At 65.1% G+C, this 16,104-nt stretch carries 19 protein-coding genes; 6 read left to right on the top strand and 13 right to left on the bottom strand.

Translation table 11 applies throughout. The features are described 5' to 3' along the window. Positions 1-37: 37 nt before the first annotated feature. The 5 genes from ACZI8R_RS10030 to ACZI8R_RS10010 all read right to left on the bottom strand — a co-directional run bounded on the left by ACZI8R_RS10030 (position 38) and on the right by ACZI8R_RS10010 (position 4,316). Positions 38-1,186 (bottom strand): glycosyltransferase, encoded by a 1,149-nt coding sequence (locus tag ACZI8R_RS10030; RefSeq protein ID WP_463379450.1) that lies wholly within the window; start codon positions 1,184-1,186, stop codon positions 38-40. A 47-nt stretch (positions 1,187-1,233) separates the two neighbouring features. Continuing rightward, entirely contained in the window at positions 1,234-2,763 is a 1,530-nt protein-coding gene (locus tag ACZI8R_RS10025; protein ID WP_463379449.1) for a glycerol-3-phosphate dehydrogenase/oxidase, read from the bottom strand. Next, a complete protein-coding gene (locus tag ACZI8R_RS10020; RefSeq protein WP_463379448.1) occupies positions 2,760-3,350 on the bottom strand; it encodes a TetR/AcrR family transcriptional regulator in 591 nt (196 codons plus the stop codon). The genes ACZI8R_RS10025 and ACZI8R_RS10020 overlap by 4 nt, the downstream gene beginning before the upstream one ends. A 64-nt stretch (positions 3,351-3,414) precedes the next feature. Beyond that, on the bottom strand, positions 3,415-4,122 hold the full coding sequence (locus tag ACZI8R_RS10015) for a PIG-L deacetylase family protein (protein ID WP_463379676.1): 708 nt from the start codon (positions 4,120-4,122) through the stop codon (positions 3,415-3,417). A 17-nt stretch (positions 4,123-4,139) separates the two neighbouring features. Then, a complete protein-coding gene (locus tag ACZI8R_RS10010; protein ID WP_463379447.1) occupies positions 4,140-4,316 on the bottom strand; it encodes a hypothetical protein in 177 nt (58 codons plus the stop codon). A gap of 198 nt (positions 4,317-4,514) precedes the next feature. Here ACZI8R_RS10010 and ACZI8R_RS10005 point away from each other — a divergent pair, with 198 nt between their 5' ends. The 3 genes from ACZI8R_RS10005 to ACZI8R_RS09995 are packed head-to-tail and all read left to right on the top strand — an operon-like array spanning position 4,515 to position 6,386. Continuing rightward, complete coding sequence (locus ACZI8R_RS10005) at positions 4,515-5,093, top strand: biotin transporter BioY (RefSeq protein WP_463379446.1); 579 nt, start codon at positions 4,515-4,517, stop codon at positions 5,091-5,093. Then, positions 5,090-5,770, top strand: coding sequence for an energy-coupling factor ABC transporter ATP-binding protein (locus ACZI8R_RS10000; RefSeq protein WP_463379445.1), 681 nt, complete (start codon positions 5,090-5,092; stop codon positions 5,768-5,770). The genes ACZI8R_RS10005 and ACZI8R_RS10000 overlap by 4 nt, the downstream gene beginning before the upstream one ends. Before the next feature lie 10 nt (positions 5,771-5,780). After that, the gene (locus tag ACZI8R_RS09995; protein ID WP_463379444.1) at positions 5,781-6,386 is read left to right on the top strand and encodes an energy-coupling factor transporter transmembrane component T family protein; all 606 of its coding nucleotides are present in this window, start codon (positions 5,781-5,783) and stop codon (positions 6,384-6,386) included. A 67-nt stretch (positions 6,387-6,453) separates the two neighbouring features. Here ACZI8R_RS09995 and ACZI8R_RS09990 read toward each other — a convergent pair whose 3' ends face one another. From ACZI8R_RS09990 to pgsA, 4 genes are all read right to left on the bottom strand, one after another. Next, entirely contained in the window at positions 6,454-7,293 is an 840-nt protein-coding gene (locus ACZI8R_RS09990) for a PspA/IM30 family protein (RefSeq protein WP_463379443.1), read from the bottom strand. 209 nt (positions 7,294-7,502) lie between these two features. After that, complete coding sequence (locus tag ACZI8R_RS09985; protein WP_463379442.1) at positions 7,503-7,832, bottom strand: helix-turn-helix domain-containing protein; 330 nt, start codon at positions 7,830-7,832, stop codon at positions 7,503-7,505. Positions 7,833-7,902: 70 nt separating this feature from the next. Then, positions 7,903-8,445, bottom strand: a complete 543-nt coding sequence (locus ACZI8R_RS09980) for a CinA family protein (protein WP_463379441.1) — start codon at positions 8,443-8,445, stop codon at positions 7,903-7,905. Further along, positions 8,442-9,095, bottom strand: a complete 654-nt coding sequence (gene pgsA / locus ACZI8R_RS09975) for a CDP-diacylglycerol--glycerol-3-phosphate 3-phosphatidyltransferase (RefSeq protein WP_463379440.1) — start codon at positions 9,093-9,095, stop codon at positions 8,442-8,444. The genes ACZI8R_RS09980 and pgsA overlap by 4 nt, the downstream gene beginning before the upstream one ends. Before the next feature lie 117 nt (positions 9,096-9,212). Here pgsA and ACZI8R_RS09970 point away from each other — a divergent pair, with 117 nt between their 5' ends. Together ACZI8R_RS09970 and ACZI8R_RS09965 are read left to right on the top strand one after the other, a co-directional pair. Then, positions 9,213-9,737, top strand: coding sequence for an amino-acid N-acetyltransferase (locus ACZI8R_RS09970; protein WP_463379439.1), 525 nt, complete (start codon positions 9,213-9,215; stop codon positions 9,735-9,737). 58 nt (positions 9,738-9,795) lie between these two features. Then, positions 9,796-10,080, top strand: a complete 285-nt coding sequence (locus ACZI8R_RS09965) for a YciI family protein (RefSeq protein ID WP_463379438.1) — start codon at positions 9,796-9,798, stop codon at positions 10,078-10,080. A gap of 27 nt (positions 10,081-10,107) precedes the next feature. Here the strand turns inward: ACZI8R_RS09965 and ACZI8R_RS09960 are convergent, their stop codons facing one another. The 3 genes from ACZI8R_RS09960 to ACZI8R_RS09950 all read right to left on the bottom strand — a co-directional run bounded on the left by ACZI8R_RS09960 (position 10,108) and on the right by ACZI8R_RS09950 (position 14,626). Further along, positions 10,108-11,091, bottom strand: coding sequence for a TerC family protein (locus ACZI8R_RS09960; protein ID WP_463379437.1), 984 nt, complete (start codon positions 11,089-11,091; stop codon positions 10,108-10,110). Between the two features lie 184 nt (positions 11,092-11,275). After that, on the bottom strand, positions 11,276-13,906 hold the full coding sequence (locus tag ACZI8R_RS09955) for a DNA translocase FtsK (protein ID WP_463379436.1): 2,631 nt from the start codon (positions 13,904-13,906) through the stop codon (positions 11,276-11,278). 93 nt (positions 13,907-13,999) lie between these two features. Beyond that, on the bottom strand, positions 14,000-14,626 hold the full coding sequence (locus ACZI8R_RS09950) for a TIGR03085 family metal-binding protein (RefSeq protein WP_463379435.1): 627 nt from the start codon (positions 14,624-14,626) through the stop codon (positions 14,000-14,002). Between the two features lie 169 nt (positions 14,627-14,795). Between ACZI8R_RS09950 and ACZI8R_RS09945 the strand changes: the two genes are divergently transcribed. Continuing rightward, positions 14,796-15,371 carry a dihydrofolate reductase family protein gene (locus ACZI8R_RS09945; RefSeq protein ID WP_463379434.1) on the top strand — a complete coding sequence of 192 codons (576 nt, stop codon included), beginning with the start codon at positions 14,796-14,798 and terminating at the stop codon, positions 15,369-15,371. On the opposite strand, the gene ACZI8R_RS09940 is transcribed toward ACZI8R_RS09945, so the two are convergent. Beyond that, on the bottom strand, positions 15,353-16,063 hold the full coding sequence (locus ACZI8R_RS09940; RefSeq protein ID WP_463379433.1) for a helix-turn-helix domain-containing protein: 711 nt from the start codon (positions 16,061-16,063) through the stop codon (positions 15,353-15,355). The genes ACZI8R_RS09945 and ACZI8R_RS09940 overlap by 19 nt on opposite strands. Positions 16,064-16,104 lie beyond the last annotated feature (41 nt).

Below are 16,104 nucleotides of genomic sequence, written 5' to 3'. Positions count from 1 at the left end.
TTCGTCCAGTCGGATCGGACGAACGTCCCGTTCGTCGCTACCGGGAGTCTCTGCACACCCTCACGGGGTCTTCGAGGTTCACGCCGGTCCGGGACGCGTCCCGCGCGGCACGCGCGAAGGTCTCGTCACCGAGCACGCGAAGGACCGCTTCGCGTAGCGCATCGGCAGTCACCGGACGGACGATGATCGCGCTCCCCTGCCGCTCGGCCCGGTTCGCGAGTTCCCACTGATCACCGCCCCCTGGCACCACCACTGCCGGAACCCCGGCCAACAATGCTTTCGCGAGCATTCCGTGACCGCCCCCGCACACGATCACCGACGCATGTCGCAGCATCTCGTCTTGACGGCCCAGACCGGCCCGCACCCACGTCGGCAACTCCGCGTCGGGCGCGCCGTCGATCAGGGAGGCGACCATCCGCACCCCTGCCCCGGACAAGCCGCGAACCGTCATCTCGAACATCCCCTCCGCTCCGGTGAAGGCCGTCGACGGCGCGACCATCACCACCGGATCATCGCCCGGGGACGGTTCCAGAACGGCTTCGGTCGGCTCCCACAGCAGCGGTCCCACGACGTGAGCCTCGTTCGGCCAGTCCGGGCGGGGCACCTCCAATGCGGGCAACGTGGCAATCAACCGGGCCGCCGGGCCCGGATCGGTCCTGGGCAGTCCGATGCTCTCGCGGGCATCCGATCGCTGCCGCAAACCTTGCCGAATGGAACGTCCGGTGGCAGCCCGCATCGCCACATCCCGGAGGCGGCCACGAAACCCGACACCGGGGGCGAGCCCACTTCCGATGGGAGGCAGTCCTTTCGATGCCGAGTACAGCGGATGCGGCGACAACTCCACCCACGGGATCCCCATCCGCTCGGCAGCAAGACCACCGCCTGCCGTGAGAATGTCCGACACCACCAGGTCGGGTGCGACAGCCGTCAGATCGGGCACCAGCTCGGTGGAGATGTGTGCGGCGCGTCCGTGAATACGGGCTCCGGCGTCCAGATCGTCGTCCACAGGTCGGGGTGCGAGACCTTTGAGCCTTTCGGCGCGCAGTCCGGCGCCGCGGGCAGACTCCAGCCAGCGAGTGCCGGTGAACAGAATCGGCTCGTCGCCCGCCTCCGCGAAACGAAGGCACAGCGCAATGGCAGGAAAGGCATGCCCAGGGTCCGGCCCGGCTACGACGGCGACTCGCACGTCAACAGAGTGTCACAGCCTCCGCGCGGACTTGCGCAACTCCCCCGTCAGTTCGCCGAGAGCGCGTCCTGGGCCGCGGCAAGCGCCCGATCGCGGTCGGCCGGGACCAACCCGATTCGTGTGCGTCGATCGAGAATGTCGTCCACATCGAGGGCGCCCTCGTGCGTCACCGCGAATCGGAATTCACCACGGGTGACGTCGATTCCCTCGGCTACGGGTGTCGATGCTTCGGAACCCGTCCGAGCCACGAGGGGCGCCTCCATGCCGTAGCGCTCACGCAGGGCCGGAGTCGTATCGACACCGCGGAGTGCCTGCTGTGTTCCGGCTCCCACGAGGGGCAGGTTGCGCGTGCGGCATTCGCCCGCCTGCAGGTTCGCGGCCTTCACCGCTGCATCGACGGCGTCCTCCGCCATCCGGCGATAGGTGGTCAGCTTGCCTCCGACCACGCTGATCGTGCCCGTCTTCGAATGCAGCACAGCGTGATTGCGCGACAGGTCGGCGGTCGATCCATCACCGGTGTCGAGGAGCGGCCGCAGCCCGGCATACGTTCCCAGGACGTCGTCACGGGTCAGATCTGTCTCCAACGCCGTGTTGACGGTCTCGAGGAGGAAGTCGATCTCGTCCTCGGACGCCGTCGGTACGTCCGGCACGGGCCCCGGTGCAGCTTCGTCCGTCAATCCGAGATAGACCCGACCGAGCTGCGCCGGCAGCGCGAACACGAATCGGTTGGTCTCACCGGGGATCGGCACCGTGAGCGCGGCAGTCGGGTTTCCGAGCTTCTCCGCCGACAGCACCAAGTGGGTACCCCGACTCGGGCGCAGCGTGATCTCGGGGTCGACCTCGCCGGCCCACACACCCGCCGCGTTGATCACCGTGCGCGGACGGATCTCGAACTCGTCGCCCGTCAATTCGTCGCGAAGGGTTGCCGACGAACCGGTCACATCGTAGGCACCGGTTCGGGTCAGGATCTTCGCGCCGTGCATGGCCGCCGTCCGAGCGATCGACACGACGAGACGCGCGTCGTCGATCAACTGTCCGTCGAATGCCATGAGTCCGCCGCGGAGCCCCTCACGCTTGACGGCGGGGGCCAGTTCCGCAGTGCGCGCGGCATCCACAGTCCGCGATCGTGGCAGAACGGACGAGGCCGTCCCGGCGGTCGCTCGGAGAATGTCACCGGCAAGGAAACCGACCCGTACGAGAGCCCTGCCGAAGAAGTTCGTCTCCGGAAGCAGAGGTACGAGCTGTGGCATCGCCCGAACCAGATGTGGAGCCGTGTGGGTCATCAGAATGCCGCGTTCGACCGCACTCTCGCGCGCGATCCCGACGTTTCCGGAAGCAAGATAGCGCAACCCGCCGTGCGCGAGCTTGGAACTCCATCGGCTGGTGCCGAACGCGAGGTCGTGCTTCTCGACGAGAGCCACGCTCAGTCCACGGGAGGCCGCATCGAGCGCGATACCGGCGCCCGTGATGCCGCCGCCGATCACTAGGACGTCGATCGGCGCACCGGCCGCAATTTCCGCCAGCTCTCGCGACCGGCGGTCTGCGTCGAGCGCGGACGAACCTTCGGGCCCGCTCATCGGACCGGCGCCAGGTAGGAGTCCACTGCGGTTCGCAGTTCTGTGATCACGTCGTCACCCTTCATTTCCGAGCTGACCATGTTCATCGACTGCACGACGGATTGCACGATGAGCAACACCATGGTTGCGATGTGACGGCTCTCGCCGACGCGGATCGAACCGTCCGCCTGACCCGCGAGGACACCTGCGGCAACAAGGTCGATCGCTGCCTTCTGGCTGGTTCCCAGCCGCTCGAACACATACGTGCCGAACATGTCCTGATCGAACTTCAGAATCGTGACGAACAGAGGATGCGCGCGCATCCGTTCCGCGACAGTGACGGCCGCCTCGACCACCTGCGTCCGCGCGGGTGCATTCGGATCCGGGACCGGCATCACAGCCGCGATTTCCCTGGTCATCAGATCTGCGACAACCGCTCGCGTGTCCGACCAGCGCCGATATACGGTGGGACGACTGACGCCCGCGCGCCGGGCGATCTCGGCGAGCGTGGTTCTGCGAATGCCGAAGTCCAGGATGCACGAGCGGGCTGCGTCGAGGATCAGATCCTCCACGCTCTTGACCGTGTCCTCATCGTTACGAATAGACATTATGTGTAACAGCGTAACGCATCGGTCGCGTTCGCTGCATCTTTGCGGAAAACCGGGCGTTCGGTCAGGAAAAGTAGAACAGTTCGAAGCCTACGGCCCGCTCCGCGTCGAAGCCCGGTTTGGGCCCGGTGACCATTTCCACTTGCTCGCGCGCCTGCTTCGAGACAGGTTCGTCACTCAGCGCCTCGAGGTATCGAACATGCTCCTCGAGTGACGCCACCGCCCGTTCCACCGTTCCCGAGACGTCCACCGCATGGGTCGGGGTCATGGTGTTGACGGCCACCCACCGCACACCGCTCCAGGGCGCCTCGTCGAGTTCGGGAAAGATCCATTCGTTCGCCGCATCCGACGTCGCGTCGAGGACCCCTTGCCCGAGTGCCCGATGGTCGGCACTGTTCGGGTAGCCGGGCCCCCAAGTGCCGGCGAAGTTCATCGTGACCACCAACTCCGGCTGGTGTCGACGAATAGCCGCGGCGAGTATTCGACGGAGCTCGACACCGCCCTCGAGACGGCCGTCGGGCAACCCCAGAAAGTCGACGACGTCGACCCCGACCACGCTGGCCGACCGACGCTCCTCGTCCTCACGCAACGGGCCCGATTCGCTGGGCGGGAGACCCGCGATACCGGCCTCCCCGCTGGTGGCGAGCACATATCGAACGTCCTTACGCTCATCGGTCCACCGGGCGACCGCAGCGGCACACCCGTACTCGATGTCGTCGGGGTGCGCCACGATCACCACGGCCCTGTTCCAGTCCTCCGGCATCGTCTCCATGGCGTCGAGCATGTCACTCAGGGACGGGTGACGCCGGACTTCTCGTCATGTCCGGAGATCGCCTTCACCAACATGTAGATCCCGGCCACGATCGCACCGACCACCACGAGCCAGAACACTCCCTTGATCAACGCACCGATCACAGCCAGTGCGATCCACACCAGCACCACGCCCAGGATGATCTTCCACAACATAATTTTGCCTCCACTCGCTGATGCACGTACCTAGAGACTGTCACGGCAGGCAACAGAAAGCACCTGGTCAGAGCGAAGATCAGGGAAAGGTCAGGGATGACCCCCATACGGCGGGCGGGGGTGGTCGGACACCGCGCCCACGCCTGCCTGACGTAATATCTGCAGATTCACTCCCGCACGAACAGGAGCACGCGAGCCGTGTCGTCGAACACCCGATTCACCGTCCGTGATCTGGCACAGGTGGCTGTGTTCGCAGCGCTCGTCGCCGCACTCGGCCTGCCCGGAAGCATCAATCTCGGGACGTCCGGAGTGCCCATCACTCTCCAGAGCCTCGGCGTCATGCTCGCCGGCGCGCTGCTCGGGGCCCGAAAGGGCGTCCTCTCGATCCTCACAGTCATGGCTCTCGGCCTCGTGTTGCCGATCCTGGCCGGCGGGCGGACCACCCTGACCTCACTTGCCGGACCGACCGCTGGATTCCTCGTCGGATGGATTCCTGCGGTTGCGGTGATCGGCTGGCTCACCTATCGGATGCTGCCCCGGTATCGCGTGCTCACCGGATTCGCGATCAACGTGCTCGGCGGAATCGTCGTGCTCTACGTGTTCGGGATCGCGGGAATGATGCTCCGCACCGATCTCACAGCATGGAGCGCTCTCGCCGCCAATGCGAGCTTCCTGCCGGGAGACCTGATCAAGGCCGTCGTCACCGCAGTGGTCGCCGCCCAGGTGCACCGCGCCTATCCGGCGTTGTTGGCGGAATCCGCAGCGCCCGCGCGATGAGCGTCATCCGCTTCGAGGGCGTGCAGCACGCGTACGGCGAACGCGCGGTGCTCGAACAGATGGATCTCGAACTCACCGAACATCGCGTCGGTGTCATCGGCGCCAACGGCAGTGGCAAGTCGACACTGGCCCGCATGATCAACGGCCTGGTGGTACCGACGTCGGGTCGCGTCACCGTAGACGGACTGGACACCAGGAAGAAAGGTCGGGACGTACGCAAGAAGGTGGGCTTCGTCTTCACCGACCCCAACCATCAGATCATCATGCCCACCGTCGCCGAGGACATCGATTTTTCACTCCGCCGAAGTTCGGCGTCCCGATCGGAACGGGCCGAGCGTGTCGACGCAGTGCTGGCACGGTTCGGCCTCTCCGGGCATCGTGACCACCCCACGCACCTGCTGTCCGGCGGACAGAAGCAACTGTTGGCTCTCGCCGCGATCATGGTCACGGACCCCGATGTGCTCGTCGCGGACGAGCCGACGACTCTCCTCGACCTGCGCAATACGAAGGTCATCGCCGAGACTTTCGCATCGTTGCCCCAACAACTCGTCGTGGTGACGCACCAACTCGATCTGCTCGACGGGTTCGACCGCGTTCTCGTGATCGACGAGGGCCGCGTGGTCGCAGACTCGGACCCGTCCACCGCCATCGCGCACTACCGTTCCCTCGTCGGATGAGGCGACATTCATGACGCCCCTCGGCATATATCAGCCAGGTTCGAGTGTCCTGCACCGCCTCGGTGCAGGGCCGAAGATGATTCTCCTCGTGTTGGCGATCGTCGCTGTGACCGTGTTCGTGCGACAGCCGTGGCACCTGATCCCTGCCGCGATTCTCGTCACCGGTGCGTACGCCGTCGCCCGCATCGGATTCCGGCCTGCGCTGGCGCAACTTCGCACGGTGCTGTGGATGTTGGTGGTCATCGGGGTGTTTCAGCTGATCTTCACCGGCTGGAAGCGCGCCGTCGTCGTGTGCGGGACGCTTCTGCTGGCCGTGGCACTCGCCGCACTGGTGACACTCACGACCCGGGTATCGGACATCCTCGATTCCGTCACTCGCGGCTTGGCTCCCCTTCGAAAGATCGGCGTGAACCCCGAGCGGGTCGCGCTGGTGCTCGCAATGACCGTCCGATGCATCCCGCTCCTGGCCGGCATGATCCGCCAGGTCTCGGAAGCGCGGAAGGCGCGTGGTCTGGGCAATTCACTACGGGCCTTCGCGGTTCCCGTCGTCGTCAGCGCGCTGCTCACGGCCGATGCCATGGGCGAAGCGCTCGCTGCTCGCGGCGCAGACGACTGAACCCCTGTGAGTGGTTGACGAGTCCAGAGACTCGCTCACCGCTCACAGGGGGTTCGGTCGGGTCGAATCAGGCTCCTGCGGGCCCTGCCTGGCCTGCAGCGGGAGGCTGCTGCTGGCTTGCCGGGTTGGCGGCGGGGTTCGCAGCCGGGGCACTCGCGTTGGTACCACCCGAGGGCAGTGCGTCACCCTTCATGGAAGCGCGAATCTGCTCGAGGCGGCTGTGGCCGGCCATCTGCACGCTGGCCTGCTGAACTTCCATCATGCGGCCGCTGACCGTGTTCTGCGCCAACTCGGCCGAACCGAGTGCGTCCGCGTAGCGGCGCTCGATCTTGTCGCGGACCGCGTCGAGGCTGGGCGTGGTACCCGGCGCCGAAAGCGTGCTGTCCATGGAACGCAGCGACTCGCTGACCTGCTCCTGCATCTTGGCCTGCTCGAGCTGGCTGAGAAGCTTGGTGCGCTCGGCAACCTTCGACTGCAAGGTCATGGCGTTCTGCTCGACGGCCTTCTTCGCCTGTGCTGCGGCCTGCAGCGACTGATCGTGCAGTGCCTTCAGATCCTCGACACCCTGCTCGGCGGTCACCAGCTGTGCAGCGAAAGCCTCTGCGGCGTTCGTGTACTGCACTGCCTTCTCGGTGTCCCCCGCCGTCTGGGCCTGATCCGCCAGGTTGACAGCCTGTCGCGCATTCGCGTTGAGCTTCTCGACCTCGTCCAACTGACGACTCAGCTTCATCTCGAGCTGGCGCTGGTTGCCGATGACGGAAGCAGCCTGCTGCGAGAGCGCCTGATGCTGCCGCTGGGCATCTTCGATCGCCTGCTGAATCTGAACCTTTGGGTCGGCCTTCTCATCGATTTTGGAATTGAAGAGCGCCATCAGGTACTTCCATCCCTTGACGAAAGGATTAGCCATGGGTGTGATCCTGCCTCCATCTGTTGCGCCGCGCGATTACGCGACCCGATACGCGACCGTCGCGCACCGGCACAAGGGCCATGCCCCGCCGACAAGGGCGCCGCCCCCGACTACGGTCTCCCACCAAGCTCTGTTCTGTCTCGTTACCGAGTGGTTGGTGAGAATCTATCGGTAACTCGCCGCGGCTGCTACGCCAGACGGCTTCCTGCTCAGGCAGCGGCCAGCGCGGCCGGAGCCGGAATGACCACCCGAGTTTCTTTCGCAATGGTCGTCGAACCCACCGTTGCCGCCTCGGACGCGACCGCGCGATCCACCATCGATTCACTGACCTCGACGAGGACCGTCGACAGCGGAACCTCGAGCGCCTCGCAGATAGCCGCGAGCAATTCGCTCGACGCCTCCTTGCGTCCACGCTCGACCTCGGAGAGATATCCGAGGCTCACGCGCGCACTGTTGGAGACTTCACGCAGGGTCCGGCTCTGCGAAACGCGCGCGCGACGAAGACTGTCACCGATTGCCTCACGCAATAGCAGCGCCATCTCGCTCCTCCTTCATCCGTCACCTGTCTCGCATTCTCAACGTGCGAGCAGGTCCGATTGGTTCCCGAGCCTATCGTGCCGGTGTGGTGTCCTGCGTCCCGACGCCCCCTGTGCGGTCGAGACGATCACGGAGTCCGGCGACCGCCCGCGCCACCGCTTCACAGCGTATTGCCCGTCGGTCTCCCGTCAGAGCGAATTCGACGACCTCGGTGCCGTCCGGCCCCGATATACCGACGAAGACGGTGCCCACAGGATGTCCGTCCTGCTCGTCCGGTCCCGCCACCCCGGTGAGACCCACGCCCCAGTCTGCCGCGCATCGCTCCCGTGCACCTTCCGCCAGCGCCCCGGCCGTCGAACTCGCCACAGCACCGTCCGTAGCCAACCTCGCGGGATCCACCCCGGCCAGCGACGCCTTCAGGTCGGTCGCATAGACGACGAGGCCACCGCGCAGCACCGCACTTGCGCCCGGAACATCGGCGATCGTGGCGGCACACAGCCCCGCCGTCAGCGATTCGGCGGTGCCTACCGTCTGCGCACGTTCCTTCAGCGCGGACACGAGTTCGATCACTGCAGCGTCGACCGATTCGGAGGATCGATCAGCGCTCGCTGTCACTCTTCGGTTCCCGAAGTCGACTCGGCCCGCGATACGCCCGCACGTAGCCGTACGGCCTGCACGACGTAGTCCAGACCGGTGACCACGGTCAGAATCAGTGCGGCCCCCATGAGCACCCACCCGAACGGGAGCACGGCATCCGGAAGAGGAAGCAGGAACACCCCGATCGCCAATGCCTGAAGCAGGGTTTTGAGCTTGCCGCCCTTGCCCGCCGGAATGACCGCATGTCGAAGCACAACGAAGCGCAAGACCGTGATGCCCAGTTCGCGCGCCGCGATCACGATCGTCACCCACCACGGCAGGTCTCCCAGAATCGACAGACCGATGAGGGCGGCGCCGATCAGCGCCTTGTCGGCTATCGGATCTGCCATCTTTCCGAAGTCGGTGACCAACCCGTACTTGCGCGCGAGTTGACCGTCGATCCGATCGGTGATGGCGGCGACCGCGAACACTCCGGTGGCAGCCAGGCGCCACACCGTCGAGTGACCGTCTTCCACGAAAAGAACGACGAGAAACACCGGGACGAGGACGATACGCAGCATCGTCAGAATGTTCGCGATGTTGAACAACGGTGCGGGCGGGTCCGATGCGGGCGGCGCCGTAGGCGCCGGCACGATCGATTGGGCCGGGTCTTCGCGGCGGGAAGTCATCCGGCCGCCATGGCGCGTGGAAGGGGCCCCGGCGAATACGAGGCAAGCTGAACGATCAGTGGTCGAACCGGCACGTGCCCCAGAATATCCTTTGCTCGATTGACTACTGTTCACCCCATGACAACTCGGACTCCGGAAGCTGCCGAAAGCGAGACGGTGGTACGGCGAGCACGTGCCTCCGACGTCCCCGAGATCAAGCGTCTCATCGACATCTATTCGGGCAAGATCCTACTCGAGAAGAACCTCGTCAATCTCTACGAGTCGCTGCAGGAATTCTGGGTCTGCGAACGCAGCGGACAGGTGATCTCTTGCGGCGCACTGCATGTCCTGTGGGCCGACCTCGGTGAGGTGCGCACCGTCGCGGTCGATCCCGTCGCGAAGGGACAGGGCGCCGGACATCGCGTTGTCGCCAAACTGATCGAGGTCGCACGCGAACTCGAGCTGCACAGATTGTTCGTTCTGACGTTCGAGGTGGACTTCTTCGGCCGACACGGATTCGCGGAAATCGACGGCACGCCGGTGACCGCCGAGGTGTACGCAGAGATGTGCCGGTCGTACGACACGGGTGTGGCCGAGTTCCTGGACCTGAGCTTCGTGAAGCCCAACACGCTCGGAAACACCCGCATGCTCATGACGCTGTAGCCGTCACGCCGCCCACTCCCCCACACCCGATACGCGCAAGACGAAAGAGAGCACCACGATGCCCCTGTTCCTGGTGGAGTACACCTACGCACCGGAGAAGTCCGACGCACGCGATGCGGTCCGTCCGGACCATCGCGCGTGGCTCTCCGATCTCGTCGACCGGAAGGTGGTTCGTTCCAGCGGCCCCTTTCCCGACGGCTCGGGGGCGCTCATCATCGTCGACGCGGACGACGCGGGCACCGTTCGCACGCTCTTCACGCACGACCCGTTCGCCCGCGCCGGCCTCGTCGCGGACTCCCGCATCACCGAATGGAAGCCGGTGATGGGCGAGTTCGCTTCCTGACACGTTTTCGATCCAGAAACGCGGCAGCTAGGACACGCGCTCGCTCACTCGCGTCTTCGCCAGGCTCGCGACCGTGGTGACGGCCAGCACGCCGATGATGACGGAGAGTGACAGGCCGGTCGAGATCTCGGGCACCGAGACGTGCTCGCCGCCGTTGACGAAACCGAGCGTGTTCTCGTGCAGCGCGTGCAGCACGAGCTTGACGCCGATGAACGCCAGGATGATCGACAGACCGTACGACAGGTAGACCAGGCGGTCCAGGAGTCCACCGATCAGGAAGTACAGCTGACGCAATCCCATGAGGGCGAAGGCGTTGGCCGTGAACACCAGGTAGGGCTCCTGGGTGAGCCCGTAGATCGCCGGAATCGAGTCGAGCGCGAACAGCACGTCGGTGAATCCGATCGCGACGAGCGCCAGCAACAGGGGTGTCACCACTCGCTTGCCGTTGATTCGGGTGACGAGCTTGTCGCCGTCGTAACTGTCGGTGGTGGGCAGCACTTTCTTCGCGAGAGCGATGATGCGGCTGTCCTTCTCCTCCGCACCGTCCTTCTCCTTGTTGTGGTCTCGGACCAGCGTGTACGCGGTGTAGAGGAGGAATGCGCCGAAGATGTAGAACACCCAGCTGTAGGTGTTGATGGCGGCCGCACCGACGGCGATGAATCCACCACGCATCACCAGAGCCATCACGATGCCGATCAACAGCACCTTCTGCTGGTATTCCCGTGGGACGGCGAACGTGCTCATGATGATGACGAATACGAACAGGTTGTCGACCGACAGGGCCTTCTCGGTGACGTACCCGGCGTAGTACTCGCCGCCGTAGCCGGTTCCCCACAACCACATCACCAGCAGCCCGAACACGAGCGCGATCGCGATGTAGACCGTGGACCAAAAGGCCGATTCACGGAATGTCGGGGCGTGTGGGGTTCGCACGTGTGCGAAGAAATCGAAGACGAACAATCCGAGTATCACCACGCAGGTGATGCCCCAGACCAACGGGGAAACATGCATGAAAAAAGACCTCCGGTCGACCTGTACGGTGCCGGAGGTCTCTCCCACCGAACCGGTCTACCGGTCCGATCGACAGCTCCGGATCGGCAATGGTGCCGATCGTGTTGACGATGCTGTCGCAGAGGCGGGGATACTCCCCTCCAATTCGTGCCTTATTCAATCACAGGGTGGACAAAACGACCACTTACTCCTCGCCCGCAGGCGCCTCGTCCGGATCGCCGCCACGGATCGACCACAGGAGACCGTCCAACTCGTCGGGTTTGATGAGCACCTCGCGCGCCTTCGACCCCTCGCTGGGACCGACCACACCACGGTTCTCCATCAGGTCCATGAGCCTGCCCGCCTTCGCGAACCCGACACGCAGCTTGCGCTGCAGCATGGAGGTCGAACCGAACTGGCTCGAAACCACCAACTCCACGGCCTGGAGCAGGACGTCCATGTCGTCCCCGATATCCGGGTCGACATCCTTCTTCTCGCCGACCTTCGCCGCAGTGACACCCTCCGTGTACTCCGGCTCGGCCTGGTTCTTCGTGAAGTCGACGACCTTCTGGATTTCCTCGTCCGTGATGAACGCACCCTGCATACGGGTCGGCTTGCCGGCACCCATCGGCAGGAACAGGCCGTCACCCATACCGATGAGCTTCTCGGCACCGGGCTGATCGAGGATCACGCGGGAGTCGGTGAGTGAGGAAGTCGCGAAGGCCAGACGCGAAGGAACGTTCGTCTTGATCAGACCGGTCACGACGTCCACGGACGGACGCTGGGTCGCCAGAACGAGATGGATACCGGCAGCACGCGCCTTCTGCGTGATGCGGACGATCGCATCCTCGACATCTCGAGGTGCCGTCATCATCAGGTCGGCGAGTTCGTCGACGATGGCGAGGATGTACGGGTACGGGCGATAGACGCGTTCGCTACCGAGCGGCGCCGTGATATCGCCCGACTTCACCTTCGAGTTGAAGTCGTCGATGTGCCGCACCCGGCTCGCCTGCATGTCCTGGTAGCGCTGCTCCATCTCCTCCACCAGCCAGGCGAGCGCTGCGGCCGCCTTCTTCGGCTGGGTGATGATGGGGGTGATGAGGTGCGGGATGCCCTCGTACGGGGTGAGCTCGACCATCTTGGGGTCGATGAGGATCATCCGAACCTCGTCGGGCGTGGCGCGTGCCAGCAGAGACACCAACATCGAGTTCACGAAGCTGGACTTACCCGAACCGGTCGAACCGGCCACCAGCAGGTGCGGCATCTTCGACAGGTTGGCGCTGACGAAATCGCCTTCGATGTCCTTACCCAGACCGATGACGAGCGGGTGATGGTCCTTCCGGGTACTCGAGGCAGTGAGCACGTCGGACAGGCGAACCATCTCGCGGTCCGAGTTCGGCACCTCGATACCCACGGCCGATTTGCCCGGGATCGGCGCCAGCAGGCGCACGTTGTCGGTAGCAACCGCGTACGCGATGTTTCGGGCCAGTGCCGTGATCTTCTCGACCTTGACGCCGGGGCCCAGTTCGACCTCGTAGCGGGTGACCGTGGGGCCCCGAGTGAATCCGGTGACGGCAGCATCGATCTTGAACTGCTCGAGCACCTCGGTGATCGACTCGATCATCGCGTCGTTGGCGGCACTGCGGGTCTTCGGCGGATCGCCGTCGATCAACAGGTCCAACGAAGGCAGCGCATAGTCGCCGTCGGGCACTCGGTCGGTGACGAACTTCTCGACCTCGGGAATCGGGGGCTCGGGATCGGGCACGACCGGCTTCGCCTTCACCACGGGACGCTTGGGCTTCGCCTTCACCGGCTCGGCCGCCGCAGCTGCCGAGGATGCGGCCGCCGACTCGCCGGCAGCCTTCGGCTTCTCCCAGCGTCCGAGCACTTCGGTCTTCGCGTCGGTACCGCGACCGGCATATTCGTCCGCAGGGTAATTGTCGTAAGGGCCACCGCGTGTCCGGCCGCCGTCGTCGACCGGGTAGCCGTCGGCGTCGAACAGCGACGGATCGCTGTCGTAGTCGTACTCGTCTTCGTACTCGTCGTAGCCGTAGTCCTCGCGGCCGAGCCCGAAGTACGACCGGAACTTGCCAGGCACCTCACGCAGCGTGGTCCCGGTCAGTAGAAGAACACCGAACATCAGCGCGATCAGCAGCAGCGGAACGGACAGCCACACGGTCAGGCCGTCCGTGAGCGGGCCACCCATCGCATATCCGACGATTCCGGCGCCCTGTGCACGGCCGTCCGGATCGGTGGGAGCGCCGGCGGCGAGGTGCCAGAGACCGAGAACAGGAAGGCCGATGAGCAGGGAGCCGAGCACGAGGCGGGGCCGTATCTCCGGCCGCGGCTCGGTTCGCATGAGCACGATCGCGATACCGATGGCTATGACCGGCAGCACCGCCGACACCGCGCCGACCACCGCTCGAATTCCGGTTTCGATGCCCGAACCCACGGGTCCGCCGACCGAAAACCAGATGCTACCTGCGACGATGACCGCTGCGGCCATCAATCCGAGGGCAATTCCATCGCGGCGATGTCCCTCGTCGATGTCTGCTGCACGGCTCACCGTCCGGGTAGTGGCACCGACCCCCTTCGCCACGAGGGACCAACCGGCTCCGATTCCCCGGAAGACTGCCTCGAGCGGACTTGCACTGGACTTCTTCTTCGCAGGTCGGCGGGTGTTTCCGCGAGCGCGGTTGGCCGGGGCCTTGCGAGGAGTCGTGACCGTCTTCGTCGTCCGTGTTCTCGGCGTGGATTTGGCAGAACCAGCGCGTGAGCTCGTCCGAGATCTGGACGTGGAAGCGCTCGTGCTGCGGGTGCTCGTCTTACCTGCCATAGGGTCCACGTTAGTCGCTGGCCCACCATCAGGACCATCCGCAACACTCGTAACTCCCGTGGACGCGTGTCACGCTCTCGGCGAAACGGGAGTTCAGACCCCTCTGTCGAGAGCCAGAACGGCCGAAACAGCGTCCGGTGCACCACTGGCCCGGACCGTGGTCTCGTCCCTACCGAAGGCGTGCAACAGCAACTCCGACGGTTCCCCGCGCAATACGACGGACTCCGCCTCGTTCCGGGCGCCGACCGTGATCTTCGCACCGGACGGGCGTTCGAGTACGACACGCGTCGCGGCATTTCGGTAGCCGTGACGTGCGACGCCCTTCACCAGCGACCACAGGGAATCCTGTATGTCCTCCCCGAGCGGACGAGCCTGCCATCCCTGATGCGCCCTGCGGACGTCCTCGTGGTGGACGAACATCTCGCTCGTGTTGGCCAACGAGTCGACCCAGCGCAGAGGTGACCACACGGGTGGGCCGGATCGCACTTCGTCGAGAAGCCGACTCCACGGCCGGGCCGCTATGTCGGCCTGTATCCGCTCGGTGCGCCCGGCAAGTTGCCGAATCAGGATGCCCCCGGCCGCGTCGAGCCTGCGCTCGCGCAGAATCAGATGCGCGGCCAGGTCCCGATTGGTCCACTCACCACACAGGGTCGGTGCGTCGGCGCCGTACTCGGTCATGGAATCGGCGAGTGCGCGGCGCTCGTCCCGTGCGAATGTCACCTCACGAACCTACAGGGGTAGGTCGATCCTGGGCAGCTGTGAAGCCTGGCGGTGTCGTTTTCGTCCAAGACCGGGACGCTCTGAGCTCAGTACGCTCATCGCCGTGGCTCGGGACCGATCCTGGAACGCCACGCAGAATGAACGCCCCATTCATCACGCAGGAGGACTAGTGCCACGCAAATTGGTCTACACGGGGTTCGTCACGCTCGACGGCGTCGCGGACTCACCCGGCGGCACGAGCGAGGGACACCCCAGTGGGGGCTGGGTCGCCCGAACCGAGTTCCTTCCGGAGGCATTTTCACTCAAGGGTGAGGAGCTGACGGAGACCACGGCTCTCATGTTCGGTCGACGCAGCTATCAAGCGTTCGCCGCGGTCTGGCCCGATTCGCCCGATCACGCGGCGTACAAGGATCTTCCCAAGTACGCCGTGTCGTCCACGCTCGCAGACGACGACATGGTCGATGGATGGGGACCGAGCACTATCCTCCGGTCGACCGAGGACGTGGCCGCACTCAAGGAGACCGACGGCGGCGCGATCTTCATCCATGGCAGTCCGGAGCTCGCCGGCCGCCTGGCGGAGGCCGGGCTCATCGACCGGTACAACCTGCTGATGTTCCCCGCTCTATTGGGATCGGGCAAAAGCGTCTTCAGCCGTGCCGACCACGTCGAACAGAACCTGAAGCTCATCGATTCCGCGGCCTACGACAACGGGGTCGTCAAGCTCGTCTACGACGTCGTGTCCTGAGCCAGGTCGAGGGCAAGGACCCCGACCCGGCCGTCCCTGAGCTGCTTCGCGGTCCGTCCGACGAAGCGGCGTAGGGCGCGGGCGAGGTGTGGTTCGTCGTAGAAGTGAAGCTTCTCGACGACACGGTCGACCTGCTCGCCTGATGCCAGCAGTTGCGCTGCGGTCCGGGCTCGCTCGATCTGTTCGACGGCGCCTCGGGTCAGCCCGGTCACAGCGCGGAAGCGTCGTTCGATCGTACGGCTGCTGACAGTCGAGGGTTCCCCTCGGAGATCCGCCACGACCATCGGGTCACGAAGTAACAGACCCGCGCGCTCCAAACGGACCACGAGTGCCTCGGCATCGTCCACCCCGGGCGTCTGCCAGCGGCCGCCGTCGAGCCAGAAGGAACGGCGGGTCACATCCGGCAGCTCGATCCCGCCGTCGAGCAACGAGCCGGCCCGGACGGAACGAAGAGTAGTGCCGACCGCGAACTGGATGCCGACGAACGTGGCACCTTCGGGCACCGGGGCTGTCGCGGTGCGACTTTCAGGCCCGGTGATGGCCACGGCAGGCCGACCTTCCTGCTCCCAGAAGACGAGGCCCCAGGTCTCCGAGGCCACCGACGTCATTTGCTGAATGCGCTCACTCGAGCACGTCCAGACCGAAGCGACCCACGGCGAGTCGGAGACACGCGTCCCGAACTGTAGACCCACGCTCGCGAGCCTAACCGCTCCGACTGCGGTAGCTGGGTCTC

The organism is Rhodococcus huquni (assembly GCF_055231055.1).
Note: the sequence above shows the minus strand (reverse complement) of the source record. Positions and strands in the feature narration are given on the sequence as shown.

Bases quoted from the DNA above. Each gene is read 5' to 3' on its own strand.
- ACZI8R_RS10025 (WP_463379449.1), bottom strand. From the start codon at position 2,763: ATGAGCGGGCCCGAAGGTTCGTCCGCGCTCGACGCAGACCGCCGGTCG.
- ACZI8R_RS10020 (WP_463379448.1), bottom strand. From the start codon at position 3,350: ATGTCTATTCGTAACGATGAGGACACGGTCAAGAGCGTGGAGGATCTG.
- ACZI8R_RS10015 (WP_463379676.1), bottom strand. From the start codon at position 4,122: ATGGAGACGATGCCGGAGGACTGGAACAGGGCCGTGGTGATCGTGGCG.
- ACZI8R_RS10010 (WP_463379447.1), bottom strand. From the start codon at position 4,316: ATGTTGTGGAAGATCATCCTGGGCGTGGTGCTGGTGTGGATCGCACTG.
- ACZI8R_RS10000 (WP_463379445.1), top strand. From the start codon at position 5,090: ATGAGCGTCATCCGCTTCGAGGGCGTGCAGCACGCGTACGGCGAACGC.
- ACZI8R_RS09995 (WP_463379444.1), top strand. From the start codon at position 5,781: ATGACGCCCCTCGGCATATATCAGCCAGGTTCGAGTGTCCTGCACCGC.
- ACZI8R_RS09990 (WP_463379443.1), bottom strand. From the start codon at position 7,293: ATGGCTAATCCTTTCGTCAAGGGATGGAAGTACCTGATGGCGCTCTTC.
- ACZI8R_RS09985 (WP_463379442.1), bottom strand. From the start codon at position 7,832: ATGGCGCTGCTATTGCGTGAGGCAATCGGTGACAGTCTTCGTCGCGCG.
- pgsA (WP_463379440.1), bottom strand. From the start codon at position 9,095: ATGACTTCCCGCCGCGAAGACCCGGCCCAATCGATCGTGCCGGCGCCT.
- ACZI8R_RS09970 (WP_463379439.1), top strand. From the start codon at position 9,213: ATGACAACTCGGACTCCGGAAGCTGCCGAAAGCGAGACGGTGGTACGG.
- ACZI8R_RS09965 (WP_463379438.1), top strand. From the start codon at position 9,796: ATGCCCCTGTTCCTGGTGGAGTACACCTACGCACCGGAGAAGTCCGAC.
- ACZI8R_RS09960 (WP_463379437.1), bottom strand. From the start codon at position 11,091: ATGCATGTTTCCCCGTTGGTCTGGGGCATCACCTGCGTGGTGATACTC.
- ACZI8R_RS09955 (WP_463379436.1), bottom strand. From the start codon at position 13,906: ATGGCAGGTAAGACGAGCACCCGCAGCACGAGCGCTTCCACGTCCAGA.